The 13,086-nt window shown below is 69.1% G+C and carries 10 protein-coding genes and 3 pseudogenes; 7 read left to right on the top strand and 6 right to left on the bottom strand.

What is annotated here, in order from left to right; genetic code table 11:
- Positions 1-51: 51 nt before the first annotated feature.
- From AB5J55_RS41410 to AB5J55_RS41425, 4 genes and pseudogenes are all read right to left on the bottom strand, one after another.
- Positions 52-975, bottom strand: coding sequence for an LLM class F420-dependent oxidoreductase (locus AB5J55_RS41410; protein ID WP_369275574.1), 924 nt, complete (start codon positions 973-975; stop codon positions 52-54).
- 150 nt (positions 976-1,125) lie between these two features.
- Positions 1,126-1,522, bottom strand: a pseudogene (locus tag AB5J55_RS41415) (transposase); the annotation flags it as partial.
- A gap of 48 nt (positions 1,523-1,570) precedes the next feature.
- Positions 1,571-3,118, bottom strand: coding sequence for a histidine ammonia-lyase (gene hutH / locus AB5J55_RS41420; protein WP_369275575.1), 1,548 nt, complete (start codon positions 3,116-3,118; stop codon positions 1,571-1,573).
- Complete coding sequence (locus tag AB5J55_RS41425; RefSeq protein ID WP_369275576.1) at positions 3,115-4,116, bottom strand: ornithine cyclodeaminase family protein; 1,002 nt, start codon at positions 4,114-4,116, stop codon at positions 3,115-3,117. Before AB5J55_RS41425 ends, hutH begins: the two co-directional genes overlap by 4 nt.
- A 186-nt stretch (positions 4,117-4,302) precedes the next feature.
- Between AB5J55_RS41425 and AB5J55_RS41430 the strand changes: the two genes are divergently transcribed.
- Genes AB5J55_RS41430 through AB5J55_RS41445 form a run of 4 tightly spaced genes read left to right on the top strand, consistent with a single transcriptional unit; the run spans position 4,303 to position 7,890 of the window.
- Positions 4,303-5,568 (top strand): ABC transporter ATP-binding protein, encoded by a 1,266-nt coding sequence (locus AB5J55_RS41430; protein WP_369275577.1) that lies wholly within the window; start codon positions 4,303-4,305, stop codon positions 5,566-5,568.
- Positions 5,565-6,230, top strand: coding sequence for an ABC transporter permease (locus AB5J55_RS41435; RefSeq protein WP_369275578.1), 666 nt, complete (start codon positions 5,565-5,567; stop codon positions 6,228-6,230). The genes AB5J55_RS41430 and AB5J55_RS41435 overlap by 4 nt, the downstream gene beginning before the upstream one ends.
- Positions 6,227-6,916 (top strand): ABC transporter permease, encoded by a 690-nt coding sequence (locus tag AB5J55_RS41440; protein ID WP_369275579.1) that lies wholly within the window; start codon positions 6,227-6,229, stop codon positions 6,914-6,916. The genes AB5J55_RS41435 and AB5J55_RS41440 overlap by 4 nt, the downstream gene beginning before the upstream one ends.
- 50 nt (positions 6,917-6,966) lie before the next feature.
- Positions 6,967-7,890, top strand: coding sequence for an ABC transporter substrate-binding protein (locus tag AB5J55_RS41445; protein ID WP_369276449.1), 924 nt, complete (start codon positions 6,967-6,969; stop codon positions 7,888-7,890).
- A gap of 328 nt (positions 7,891-8,218) precedes the next feature.
- Here the strand turns inward: AB5J55_RS41445 and AB5J55_RS41450 are convergent, their stop codons facing one another.
- Both AB5J55_RS41450 and AB5J55_RS41455 read right to left on the bottom strand, forming a co-directional pair.
- Entirely contained in the window at positions 8,219-8,893 is a 675-nt protein-coding gene (locus AB5J55_RS41450; protein WP_369275580.1) for a hypothetical protein, read from the bottom strand.
- A 561-nt stretch (positions 8,894-9,454) separates the two neighbouring features.
- A pseudogene (locus tag AB5J55_RS41455) lies at positions 9,455-10,330 on the bottom strand (MFS transporter); the annotation flags it as partial.
- 591 nt (positions 10,331-10,921) lie between these two features.
- On the opposite strand from AB5J55_RS41455, the gene AB5J55_RS41460 reads away from it, so the two are divergent.
- From AB5J55_RS41460 to AB5J55_RS41470, 3 genes and pseudogenes are all read left to right on the top strand, one after another.
- Positions 10,922-11,362, top strand: coding sequence for an Asp23/Gls24 family envelope stress response protein (locus AB5J55_RS41460; protein WP_369268692.1), 441 nt, complete (start codon positions 10,922-10,924; stop codon positions 11,360-11,362).
- A 590-nt stretch (positions 11,363-11,952) separates the two neighbouring features.
- Positions 11,953-12,074: pseudogene (locus AB5J55_RS41465) on the top strand (hydrophobic protein).
- Between the two features lie 301 nt (positions 12,075-12,375).
- Positions 12,376-12,729: a PRC-barrel domain containing protein gene (locus tag AB5J55_RS41470; RefSeq protein ID WP_369275581.1), complete on the top strand. Its 354-nt coding sequence runs from the start codon at positions 12,376-12,378 to the stop codon at positions 12,727-12,729.
- Positions 12,730-13,086 lie beyond the last annotated feature (357 nt).

Genomic DNA, 13,086 nt, shown 5'->3' on the forward strand with positions numbered 1-13,086 from the left:
TTGGCCTCGCTCGGGGGTACGGGGAATGTGTCGGGAGCCCGACGGGCGTACTCAGCCGGCCAGTTGGCCGAGGAGCGCCCAGGTGCGCCGGCGGTCCGCTGCTCCCGCGATCTCGGTGCCCGAGAACACGACCTCGGTGGCGCCGGCGTCGCGGTAGCGTCGTACTTCGGCTTCGACGGCCTTTTCGTCGCCGATCACGGCCAGGTCGGCGGCCCGTCGGCCGCCGGAGAGCTCGATGACCCGTGCGTAGGACGGGATCTGTTCGTAGAACGCGAGGTTCTCGGTGGCCCTCGCCCGTACCGCATCCACGTCGTCCGTGACCACGCCGGGCACCAGAGCCACGATCCTGGGCGTGGGCCGGCCGGCGGCCTCGGCCGCGGCGGTGAGGGCAGGGACGATGTGCTCCGCCAGGGCGCGCGGCCCCGCCAGGTAGGGCAGGATCCCGTCCGCCAGCTCTCCGCTGACCCGCAGCGCCTGCGGCCCCATCGCGGCGACCAGTACGGGGACGCCGCTCTCGGCGCCCGGTACGCGCGCCGAAATCGGGGTGCCGGCGGTGATCAGCTCGCCGTGGAAGTCGGCCGTGCCGGTCTGTGTCAGCTGCCGTAGTGCGGTGAGGAATTCACGCAGGCGGGCGATGGGGCGCTCGAAGGGCAGGCCGAAGCCGGTCTCCGTCAGCAGTTTCGTACCCAGGGCCAGCCCGAGGTGGTAGCGGCCGTGGGTCGCCGCCTGGGCGGTCTGCGCCTGGCTGGAGACGATCAGTGGGTGGCGGCCGAAGACAGGGATCGCGGAGGTGCCCACCTGCAGTCCGGGCACCGCGCGCCCGACGATCGCCGCGAGCTGGGGTGAGTCCGCGCCGAAGGTCTGGCCGAACCAGGCCGACCGCAGACCCGCGGCCGCGGCCTCCTGGGCCAACTGCACGGTGGCGTCGACCTGGTTCTGCGCGTCGGACGCGTTGAGCACTACTCCAACAGTCATGCCAGTCACAACGGGCCTCGGCCGAACCCGCATTCCGGTCCGTGTGTGACAGCTTCTTGTCAGTCATGTGTACAGGAGTCGGGTGGGACAACGACGTCCCGGAGACCGGCGGAGAGCCCTCAGGACCGCCTTGACCGACCCCCGTCTAGGTCCGCGCCACTGATGGCGGTTGATGCAGCGTTCGACGGTGTTCCGCTGCTTGTAGGTCTCGGCATCGACGCTGCGCGGGCGGGCGCCGCGGCGGCCTCGCCGCAGACGTTGCCCGATCTGGTCGGCCGGCTGCGGGATGGCACCGCGCCTTCCTCGCCGGCGTAGATGATCACGGATGGCGCGGGAGGAGCAGACGCGGTCCGCCAGAACGGCCAAGGGGCGGTTCCGGGGCCCGCCTGGGCCGGGTCGTGGCACGCGGACGCGCGTTATGACGGTCCCCAAGACCGGTGCGTCACCAGCCTGGCCCGCGGTGAGGCTTGAAGGCCAGGGGCCTCGCATGGCCGTCCGCGGCCAAGTGGACCTTGGTGCTCAGCCCGCCGTGCGAGCGTCCGAAGGACCGCCACCAGCGACGGAATCCACAGATGCCGGTGCACGTCGACGTTGGTCAAGATGCTCGTCCCACGACGGTTTCCGCCCGTTCCGCGATGGTGCGCAGTGCGCTCCGGACGTCGTCGGAACCCAGCACGTCGCGGTGCACCGCCTCCACGTCCACCCCGCAGGGCCGGTCGTCGTCCAGGCGGGGCACGATCTCCCGGATCGCTCGGTGCAGCAGCCGAGGTCCTCCTCCCAGGGCGGACGGAGCGGCCAGGTCCACGGCCTGGGCGGCAACGACGGCCTCCACAGCGAGCAACTGCCGCAGCCGGACGAGGATCGTGGCCAGCCGCCGTGCCCCGAGCGCCGCATTGGTCGAGTCGTCCTCGACGGCGTCGGCGCCATGGCGGGGGTCCGTGCACACGGGTACGGACAGCATGCGGATCTCGGAGACGAGTGCCTGCGCCGTCTTGGCGAGCGGTGCGAAGCCCGAGCGCTCCGGGCCGTACGGCGAGAGGTTCGCGGGCAGTCCGCTGACCTCGGGGTCGAGCAGTCGTCGCATGCGCTCGGCGGAGAGCGACGCGGTCTGCGTCAGGGCCAGCGCGAGGGTGTCGAAGGCGAGGGCCAGAGCCGGGGTGTGGAAGTTGCCGGAGGAAAGGATCTCGCCGGTGTCGGGCAGTACCACCGGATTGTCGCCGCAGCCGTTGAGTTCCGGTCGGAGCGAGGCGTCGGCGAAGTCCAGCGCGGCGTGCAGTGCCCCGTGCACCTGGGCCGCGCAGCGCAGGCTGACGGGGTCCTGGACCCGGCGCGCGTGCCGGGGAACACTCAGCTCACCGCCGTCGAGCAGTGCGAGCAGCTCGTCTGCCGCGCGGGACTGACCAGGGGCGGCGCGCAGCCCCAGTACCCGGGCGTCGAGCGGGCTCGTGTTCGCCCGGAACCCCTCGTAGGTCAGAGCCGTGACCGCCTGGGCCAGCGTGAGGAGAGCGGCCGCCTCGTGCAGGGCCAGGGCCCCCTGTCCGGCTGCCAGTGGGCTCGCGCTGCACAGCACATGTCCGTCCTTCGGGCCGAGTCCGGCAGGGTTGAGACCGGCCTGCCGCAGTGCCGTGCCGCCGTCGAGCACCTGGCCGGCGAACTCGGCCCTGCCCTCACCGAGGACGACCAGGCCGACGTGGGCCATCTGGCACAGATCGGAGGCGCCGATCGACCCCACCTCGGGGATCACGGGATGCACCCGCGCGTTGAGCATGGCCACGAGCAGCCGCGGTATCTCAGGTCGTACCCCGCTGCCGCCGCCCGCGATGCCGTTGACACGGGCGAGGAGGGCAGCACGTACGAGGGGAGCCGGTAGCGGATCGCCGACAGCATTGGCTCGTCCTCGGACGGTACGGACGCTGAACTCATCCAGTTCGTCGCGGGGCAGCGCGTACGACGAGCGGGTGCCCAGCCCCGTCGTCAGTCCGTACGTCGGCACCTGGCGGTCGACGACGTCGTCGACGACGGCCCGGTCGAGGGTGAGGCGGTCGAGCACCTCGTCCGCCAGGACGACTTCGGCTCCGTGGTGGGCGACGGCGACGACATCGTCGTAGGACAGCGTCCGCCCGTCGACGACGACCCCTGTCACGAGAACCGCAGCTTCTGGCCGAGGCCGCGCTCTTCGGCCTTCTTCAGCATGGCCGCGCCCAGCGCGATGTCGGAGAGGGAAAGCCCGCGGTGCCAGAACAGGTTCGTCTCGTGGGCGCTCTCCCTGCCGGGTTTGCCGCCGGCGACGATCTCGCCCAACTCGCCGTGCAGATTGGTCTCGTCGAGTCTGCCGCTGTCGACGTGTGCGCGCAGCGCGCCGAATGGTCCGGCGTGCGCCTGGCCCCAGTCGTCGACGACGATCTTGTCCATGACATCCGTGAGGGAGAGTTCGACGGCACTGTTCGTTCCGTAGGGCACGACCAGGGAGCCGGGGGCGATCCACTCGGTCTTCAGCAGCGGCTCCGGGTGCTCCAGCCGGGAGGCCTCCACCACGATGTCAGCGCCTTCCACGCAGGTCTTCCAGTCCTCGGTGACGACGACGGGCTTGCCGAGTTCCCGCTCAAGTCGCTCGGCGAAGGCCTTCCGGCTCTCGGGACGGCGCGAGTGGACGCGGATCTCGGCGAGGTCGAAGATCCGGTCGAGCAGGCGGACGTTCCAGTACGAGGTGGCGCGGGCGCCGATGTGCCCGAGCACCTTGGCGTCCGGGCGTGCCAGATGCCGCGCTCCGAGCGCGGTGAGGGCACCGGTGCGCATCTCGGTGATGGCGGTGGCGTCGAGGACGGCCACCGGCATTCCGGTGCGCGGGTCGAAGAGGTTGAGCAGCGCCATCTCGGAGGGCAGGCCCTGCCGGTAGTTGCCCACGAAGTCGCCCACGATCTTGACGCCGGCCAGCGCGAGCGGCGCTATGTAGCCGCGCAGGACATTGAAGTGGCCGTTGAACGCGGAATCGGGCACCAGGTGGACGCGCGGTTCGATGACCGTTTCTCCGAGGCCCTGGGCGCGCAGCCCGTCCTCGACGGCGTCGAGAATTTCGTTGTCGGTCAGCTCGAGCTGCGCGATGTCCGAGCCGTTCAGGAAGGTGAACCAGACCGGTTCCATGGGGGTGTCTCCCTTACGTCTGAGCTGGCCAATTGTGTGTGGCACATCAGTCGTGGAACGTGGGCATTCCGGGCGCCCCTGGCCTGATTTCGTACGAACGTAACAGTGCGTTCACGGTTGGCCATTGACTGCCATTCACTCACTCGAAAATCTGCATACGTATATGCAGTCAGGTGAGGGGCAGCCTTGATCAGATTCGACGCGGTGAGCAAGAACTATCCAAACGGCACCACGGCCGTGGATGACTTGTCCCTGGACTTGGCCGAGGGCGGCATCACGGTCCTGGTCGGTCCCTCCGGCTGCGGCAAGACCACGACCCTGCGCATGATCAACCGCATGGTGGAGCCGACGGCCGGGACGGTGAGCCTGCACGGCCGGGACATCCGGGAGGTCAACGCCCCCGAGCTGCGCCGCGGTATCGGCTACGTGATCCAGCACGCCGGGCTGTTCCCGCACCGGACCATCCTCGACAACATCGCCACCGTGCCGCTGCTGCTCGGCTGGAGCCGGAAGAAGGCGCGGGCGCGGGCGGCGGAGCTACTGGAACTGGTGGGCCTGCCGGCCGAGATGGCGGGACGCTACCCGAACCAGCTCTCCGGCGGGCAGCAGCAACGCGTCGGGGTGGCCAGGGCGCTGGGCGCCGATCCGCCGGTCCTGCTGATGGACGAGCCGTTCAGCGCGGTCGACCCGATCGTGCGCGCCGAATTGCAGGCGGAGTTCATACGGCTGCAAAAGGAACTGCACAAGACGATCGTATTCGTCACGCACGACATCGACGAGGCGATCAAACTCGGCGACAACATAGCGGTGTTCCGAACCGGCGGCAGGCTCGCGCAGTTCGACACCCCCGAGCGACTGCTCGCTCACCCGGCCGACGATTTCGTGGCCGGCTTCGTCGGGCAGGACCGGGGCATTCGCCGGCTGTCCTTCGTCAAGGCGGCCGAAGTGCCGCTGCGCGACGGTCCGGTGCTGCCCGCGACCTCTCCCGTGACGCGGGCCAGGGCTGCGGACGAGCCGTGGGTGCTCGTCGTCGACGACGAAGGGCGACCGCTCGGCTGGGCCGCGGTCGTGGACCTGCCGGAGAGCGGCACCCTCGCCGAGGTCCCACTCAGGCCGCTCGGCCACACCTTCAGCCTCGTCGGCGACTCGGCGCGAGCCGCTCTCGACTCGGCGCTCCTGTCGCCGTCCCGGCTCGCGGTGGGCGTGGACGCGGACGGCGCGGTTGTCGGCGTCGCGGACGCTCACGAACTGTCCGCCGTGGCAGCCGCCGCCGAGGTGCCCGAAGCGGTCGAGAGGGCGGTCGTGGACGCGGCGCCCGAGGTCGTCCAGGACGGCGGCCCGGAGTCCGGGATCTCAAAGGCCGGTGACGCGAAGATCGGGGACGCGAAGCACGAGGATGCGAAGGCCGGGGGCACGGCCGGTGCCGGCCGCCCTGGCGGTGGTGAGCGATGAGCGGCGGTGAACCGCTGGTCCGGTGGGACTGGATCGGCGACCACATCGGCGAGCTGGCCGACTACACCGGGATCCACCTGCGACTCGGCCTGCTGCCGGTGCTGTTCGGGCTGATCATCTCGGTGCCGCTCGGCATCCTCTGCCACCGGTGGCGGTGGCTGTACGCGCCGGTGCTGACCGTGGCCAACATCCTGTACTCGATCCCGTCACTTGCCCTGTTCATGATCTTCGTCAAGTACACCGGGCTGACGGAGCGCACCGTGATGATCCCGCTGACGCTCTACACGCTGTCGGTCCTGGTGCCCAACGTCGTGGACGGGCTGGCCTCGGTCCCCGAACCGGTCCGCCAGGCGGCCACCGCGCTGGGATTCGCCCCGGTACGCCGTGTCGTCCAGGTGGAACTGCCGATCGCCGTACCCGTCGTCATCGCCGGCGTTCGCGTCGCCGCCGTCTCCTCCATCAGCCTCGTCGCCGTGGGCCAGCTGATCGGGCAGGGAGGTCTCGGCTACTACATCACCCGAGGCCTGCAACTCGACTTCCCGACCCCGATCGTCACCGCGATCGCGCTGATCATGCTGCTGGCGCTCGCCACCGACGCGCTGCTGGTCCTGGCACAGCGGCTGCTCACCCCCTGGTCCCGGAGCAAGGTGACGGCGAAATGAACGATCTTCTGAACCAACTCGGTTCGGTGGGGGACTGGTTGACGTCCGCCAAGCAGTGGCACGGTGCGGAGGGAATCCCGCAGCGGCTCCTGGAGCACCTCACCTACAGCGGGCTGTCGCTGCTGTTCGCCGCCCTGATCGGGCTGACGCTCGGGCTGCTCGTCGGGCACACCGGCCGCGGGGCGTTCGCCGTGGCCAGTGTCGCCAACCTCGCCCGTGCGGTCCCCACCTTCGGCCTGGTGGTCCTCGTCGTCACGCTCGTCGGGCTCAGCACCACCCCGGTCCTGGTCGCCCTGGTCGCGCTCGCGATCCCGCCGATCCTCATCAACACCTTCGAAGGAGTCCGGGGCGTGGACCCCGCCACCAGGGACGCCGCGCGCGGGGTCGGCATGACCGAGTGGGAGGTCCTGGTGCGGGTGGAGGTACCGATGGCGCTGCCACTGATCCTGCTCGGCCTCAGAGTCGCCGCGATCCAGGTCGTGGCCACCGCGACCATCGCGGCCTATCCGGGTCTCGGCGGTCTGGGCCGCTTCATCGTCGACGGGCTCTCCCGCAACGACTACGAACTGGTCATCGGCGGCTCGGCCGCCGTCGTCGTCCTGGCGCTCGTCGTCCAGATCCTCTTCACCGCGCTGCGGCGCGTCATCGTCTCGCCGGGCCTCAGGGTCTCGGCCTCCAAGTCCTGAGTTGTACCGAGCCCCCCGGGGCTCAGAGAAAGGAAACACCCATGAGAGGCATCCACCGCGGCGCCGCCTTCGCTCTGATCGGCGCGCTGTCGCTGACCGCCTGCGGCGGCGGCGACAGCGATGAGAACCCGCTGACGGGCAGCGGCGGCGGCAGCGGCGACGGCAAGTCCGTCGTCGTCGGCTCGGCGAACTTCCCCGAGAGCCAGCTGCTCGCCGAGATCTACGCCGAGGCCCTGGAGGCCAAGGGTGTGAAGGTGACCCGCAAGTTCGACATCGGGGCCCGTGAGGTCTACTACGACCAGGTGGTCAAGGGAGGCATCCAGGTCTTCCCGGAGTACAACGGCGCCCTGCTGGCGGTGGCGGTCGACAAGAAGAGCACGGCGACCAGCACGGAGGCCATCAACGCCGAGCTGAAGAAGAAGCTCCCGTCGTCGGTGGAGATCCTGGACTCCGCCGAGGCCCAGGACAAGGACTCGGTCACGGTCACCGCCGAGACTGCCAAGAAGTACAACCTCAAGACCATCGCCGACCTCAAGCCGGTCGCGGGGGACTGGACGATCGGTGCCGGCTCGGAGTTCAAGACCCGTACACAGGGATGGGTCGGTCTGAAGAGCATCTACGGCGTCGAGTTCGGAAAGTTCCAGCCGCTCGACGCGGGTGCCCAGAGCACCCTGCTGAAGCTGCTGAGCTCGGGCAAGGTGCACGCCGCCAACATCTACACCACCGATCCCGCCATCGTCGAGGACAAGCTGGTGGTGCTGGAGGACCCGAAGAACCTCTTCGCCTCACAGAACGTCACGCCCCTGGTCTACAAGTCCGCGGTCAACGACACGGCCAAGGCGGCGCTCAACGGCGTCTCGGCCAAGCTCACCACCGAGGACCTGCTGGACATGATGAAGAAGCTCGTCAATGACAAGGAGGACGCCGGCACGGTCGCGAAGGAGTGGCTGACGAAGGCCGGGCTCGCGACCTGACCGGTTCGGCCGGGCCGACGCCGTCCGCCCCGCACTCCTTGCCACCGCCGGGCAGGAGTGCGGGGACCGAGCGCAACCGGCGGCCCCGTTCGGCCGGATCCCCACGCGGGCCTCGCCTTCGCGTCAGCACCGCGCACTGCCGTCGTTTCGCCCGCCTGACTGTGCTGACCGACCCGCGTCGGCAGCGTGGTCTTCAGCACCGCCGTGCGTGCCTGGGCGGCCGACCAGCACCTCGAGCCGCTGGTCGAGTCCCTGACGGCCCGCCACGGTCGGCGCTTCGATCTGCAGGACATCCACCAGGCGGCCGACGACCAGGGCTCCGGCCGCCTCAACCCGCCGACCCTCGTGCTTTGTCACTGGGGAAGCGCGGCTCATAGCTGCGGGACACCTCATGCACCTTGCGCAGGCCGAGGAACCCCAGGACGACCGCGGTCACGATGGCCGTGGCGGAGGCGACCAGGGTCCGCAGGGTGTCCCCGGCGCCGGCGGCCTCGCAGACCACCGCGGCCAGAACAGCGGTGACGACGGAGTTGATGACGCCGACGACAACAGGTGAGCCGGACAGCCAGTGGGTTACCCCGATATGGCGGCGGAAGCTGTAAGTCGTCCAGATCCCCGGTGGGTCGTCGTGGTGGCTCGCGATGAAGTACGGCTCGAGCTCCGGTGCGAGCTCGACGTACGCGTGCCGCAGCCGGTTCATGCCGATGATCAGCCAGGCGTCCTCGATGTCCGCCTCGATCAGCCGGAAGTACGTCCCGAACCCGACGAGCAGGACGACCGGCAGCACCAGCAGCGCGAAGGTCGTGAACTCGGACCCGAACCCGGCCGCGTTGGCCACCAGCGAGAGCGCCACCACCACAGCCGACAGCACCGTCAGATACGTCCCGGTCCGGCTGAAGATCTCCTGCCACGTCATGCTCCGCGTCGCCAGCAGACTCCAGTGCTCGGTCGCCAGAAGCTGCGCATGCGGCGTCCCGGCATCAACACCCTTGAGTTCTCTCATCCCCCGAGTGTGGGACCTCCGTCGTCGACGAGTTCGAAGGGCCCGCCGGTGGTGTCAGCGGTGAGTTCGAGACTTCGGGAGTCACTACGGCCTTCCTCGCGCGCTGAGTGCGGCCGTCACCCGCCGCTCCTCGAGGTCATTCCCCCGTGCCCCGCTCTTGGCGCTCCACCTGGAGGCCTCGCGCGTGTCGTTCCTGCGGTCAGGATGCATGCCCGGACCGCATGCCGACGCGGTGCCGGGCGTCAGTGAGTGCGTGCGGTCGCCAGCTCGTGCGCCTTGGCGCTCATCGCCCCCCGCATCTGCTCCAGACCCGACGGGCATGCTGCCGGAAGGCACCCGGCACAGGGGAGGACACGGAGTGAATCAGGCATCCCGCCTCATGGTCGGGCCACCTCGACCGCCCGGCGTGGACACCCTCCACTACACCCCGCGCAGCGGCCTCGAGGCCATCCGCGAGCCGGGCCACCGCAGGATGGTCGCGAGTGTCCTGGCCTCCGGCCTCGTCGACCGGATGATCGCCCTCACCGAGGGCTTCGAGCCGCCGGTCGACATTCAGCAGCCGGGAGAACCCCTGAGCCGGGCGAAGATGACCGCTCCGCCCGCGGTGGCGGCACTGGCGATCGCGGTGGCCAGACCGATCACGCCGGAGTTCTCCACCCCGAGGTCGTCGAGCAGGTACGACATCTCCACCGGGACGGTGTAGAAGACCATCGCGCCGAAGAAGGTGAGGGGACAGATGCCCGCCAACTGCCGCCAGGGGAACGGGCGGCGGGCCTCCGCCTCGGCCGGAGGCAAGTCGCCGGCCGCGCGGGCCGCCGGGGTGGGCGGGGCGGTTGCCATCAGCGGGGCGAGCGCCAGGCTCACGGCATAGATCCAGAAGGGCATCCGCCAGCCCGCCGATCCGGCGGCGCCGCCGAGCACGAAGAAGACGGTGGCCGACGCGGAGGCGCAGATGGTCTGCAGGGCGAGGTACTTCACCCGCCGGTGACCGCTGTGGTAGTCGCCGATCAGAGTGGTGCAGGATGTCATGATCGCGGCCTCGGCGACTCCGACCAGGGCGCGGCTGGCGATGATGCCGCCCAGCGAGTCCAGCCAGAGCGGGGCCGTGCCGAACACGGCGTACAGGACAGTCGCCACGATCAGCAGGCGCTTGCGGCCCACCCGATCCACGATCACACCGGCGAACGGGGCCAGCAGCGCCAGCGCCGGGACGGTGAGCGCGAAGGGCACCAGCGCCTTGGCCCCCGGGACCGACGCGAAGTGGTCCTGCATCTTCGGCAGCACCGGGGCGATCAGCACCGCCCCCAGGATCGGCAGACAGCTGCCCGCCATCAGAAGAGTCACCCGCAGCAGATGGGCCGGGCCTGACACCGCGACGGCTGACGGAGTGGCGGCATCGACGGCGGCGGGAGGTGGCGGGGGCACAGATCCGGACATGGCGGCTCCAGGGGACGGCGTAAGGGAGCGGGCATGCCTCACAGGCGCCGACGGCGCCCGGCATGCTGCGGAAGCCCGCACGTCGGCGGCATCCGGACAGCGGCGTGCGGTAGCGACGACTATGGGCGCGCCAAGGTGGCGGTGCGATCCCCTGCGCAATCGGAATCCCGTATCCGGGTTATCCGCGCTGTGGATGGTCGCGCCCGCCAGGGGGACAGGCAGCGGGGCTTCCGGAGCGGTCCGCGCGCTTTCGGTTCGGGCGGTTCCATGGCTGAGAGTCCAACCAACCTGATTGGGAGTCTCAGCGGCAGCACACCCGAGAGCCCGTCCGGCCGCTTGCTCGGTGATCCATTTCCCCTCGTCGGGCAAGCCGAGCGGAGCAGCCGGCCCAGGCCGAGCTGGTCCCGTACTGCCTGCGTCCACGCCTCGCTTCTCACGACGCCCGGAGCGTCCGCGCACTCCGGGGAGGGGGTGCTCAGGCCACTCGCCTGACCACTCACTCCCTGGTGCATAACTCGGGCAAAATGCAATAAAACGACGATAATCTGAATAGTGAGTGCCAGGCGGGCCTCTTGAAGGAGGAATATGTCGATGACTGAGGACACCGGCGCAAAGTATGGCGGTGCGCCCGGTTCTCGTGGCCGGACGACCATCGCCGATGTGGTGGTGGAGAAGATCGCCGGAATGGCGGCACGGGACGTGCTCGGCGTCCATGCCCTGGGCAGCGGATTCGCACGCTCGATGGGATCCATGCGGGAGCGGATGCCTGGCGCCGGTAGTGGCAAGTCCGTCACGCGTGGCGTCAGTGTCGAGGTCGGAGAGCTGCAGGCGGCCATCGATCTGGAGATCGTCGTCGACTACGGCGTCTCGATCACGGACGTGGCCGGTGCGGTGCGGGAGAACGTGATCTCCGCCGTGGAGCGGATGGCAGGTCGGGAAGTTGTGGAAGTCAACATCATGGTCAGTGACGTGAAGCTGCCCGACGAGGAGGACGAAGCGGACGAAGGGGAAGAGCGGCAGCGGATCCAGTAGCCGGGGCCGAGCAGCCCGGTTGAGTGAAGGGAGTCAAGGAGCGCGTGATGCAGGGCCGTGGTGGGCTTGATAGCCGGAATGGCCCTGGGTGTCGCCGCGTACTTCGGTGACTTCTGGGCCTTTCTGCTGGTGCTGGTGCTGGGTGTCGTCGGTCTCGTGGTCGCCGTCGGCACCACTCTGCTCCTCTGCACCGACGGCGCCACCGAATCCCGCGCCCGCCGTACCGCCGCACCGCGGCCTCCCAAGGCATCGTCACCCACCTCGGCAACCTGCTGGCCGAGTACCGCGGCGACTGGGCCAGCGATGACACCGCTCTGCTCGCCCGGCGCGTCCCACCAAAGATATGAACCGCCTCGCAGGACAAACCCACAGCCGCAGATCGGCCGCCCTGTCGGCTCCCGCAGGGGAGCGGCGTAAGACAGCAGGCGAAGGCACCCCTGTTTCCAGCCGAATTTCTAACCGGGGTAAGCAGGGCGTGGCCCTGTCCGCGTACGCGCGCAGGCGGATTGCAAAATCGTGCGCTTGGGTGGAGATTTACTGGGCAGGCAGTGGTTCGGAGGGCAAAAACTCACCCAATTCTTGTTCTCTAGCTGGTCCTGATCCTGTTTGGTGCGGGATTCGCGCTGAAATTTCTGTGGTGGATCGCGATCGCCGTCCCGGTCATGTGGCTGGTCGGCTCGTCGCTCGCCCGACGGGTGGGAGTGGCCGCTGATATCGCTGGTAGACGAGCGGCCTCGGTGGATGTCGAGCGGCAGAGGGCGCTGGCTCGTCGTCCTGCCGAGGAAGCGGGCGTGCCCGTGGCAGCAGACGCCTCCGCAGGTTTCCGATGCTGGGTTGAGAATTTTTTTCCCGCGCAAGAATCAGAGAACCTGGCTTGATTGAGGGCGTGGAACCCTGAACGCAGGGCACCCGCAAACGGCAGCGGTCATCGAAACCGCTGTGTACAGGCACGGAAAAAGGAGGAACAGCGGAGCCCCTGCTGTCCTCTGTTTACCGGAGGAGTTGTTTTCCGCGTGACTGAAAATGTGTGGAGTTACAAGCCGACGGCGAGGCTGACGGACGCCGACCTCACCGGGTACAAGGTCGAGGCGACGGACGGCGGCATCGGCAAGGTCGACAAGCACTCCGACGAGATCGGTGACGCCTACCTGGTAGTGGACACCGGTGTGTGGATCTTCGGCAAGGAGGTTCTGCTCCCGGCGAGCACGGTAGTCAGTATCGACCTGGAGGAGCAGAAGGTGTTCGTCGACCGCACCAAGCAACAGATCAAGGACGCTCCCGAGTTCGACCGCGACAAGCACCTCGGCGACCACCGTTACCGTGATGACCTGGGCACGTATTACGGCCCCAGCGGCCCGGTCGTCTGATCCAACGCCTGTTCTGAGGAACACGACCCTGGGACTCTGCGAAGAGTCCCGGGGTTCATCCGTGCCCAGGCAGCGATGGCGAAACGGCTCGGCGAAGTCCTGAGCGACGCGGCGATAGCGTCTGGGCGGTTCCTGCTGGGGTTTCCCGTCATGGGCGGCAGGTAGGCCAAGGGCCATGGGCGACCTTGGTCTCCCGGACAGATCGGCGAACAAGGCCTCAAGAGCCTCGGCCACCGCGTCGTGGTCAAGAAGCCGGGCTCGCTCCTTCGCTCTCCAGCGGGCCGGCGTCCCTACGGTGATGCGCGCAGCCCGCGGGGGAGGGGGGATGGGCCGGTCGATGCCTCCGTTCCCCGCGAG

This window comes from Streptomyces sp. R11 (assembly GCF_041051905.1).
GTDB lineage: Bacteria > Actinomycetota > Actinomycetes > Streptomycetales > Streptomycetaceae > Streptomyces.

Bases quoted from the DNA above. Each gene is read 5' to 3' on its own strand.
- AB5J55_RS41410 (WP_369275574.1), bottom strand. From the start codon at position 975: ATGACTGTTGGAGTAGTGCTCAACGCGTCCGACGCGCAGAACCAGGTC.
- AB5J55_RS41425 (WP_369275576.1), bottom strand. From the start codon at position 4,116: ATGGAACCGGTCTGGTTCACCTTCCTGAACGGCTCGGACATCGCGCAG.
- AB5J55_RS41435 (WP_369275578.1), top strand. From the start codon at position 5,565: ATGAGCGGCGGTGAACCGCTGGTCCGGTGGGACTGGATCGGCGACCAC.
- AB5J55_RS41440 (WP_369275579.1), top strand. From the start codon at position 6,227: ATGAACGATCTTCTGAACCAACTCGGTTCGGTGGGGGACTGGTTGACG.
- AB5J55_RS41450 (WP_369275580.1), bottom strand. From the start codon at position 8,893: ATGAGAGAACTCAAGGGTGTTGATGCCGGGACGCCGCATGCGCAGCTT.
- AB5J55_RS41460 (WP_369268692.1), top strand. From the start codon at position 10,922: ATGACTGAGGACACCGGCGCAAAGTATGGCGGTGCGCCCGGTTCTCGT.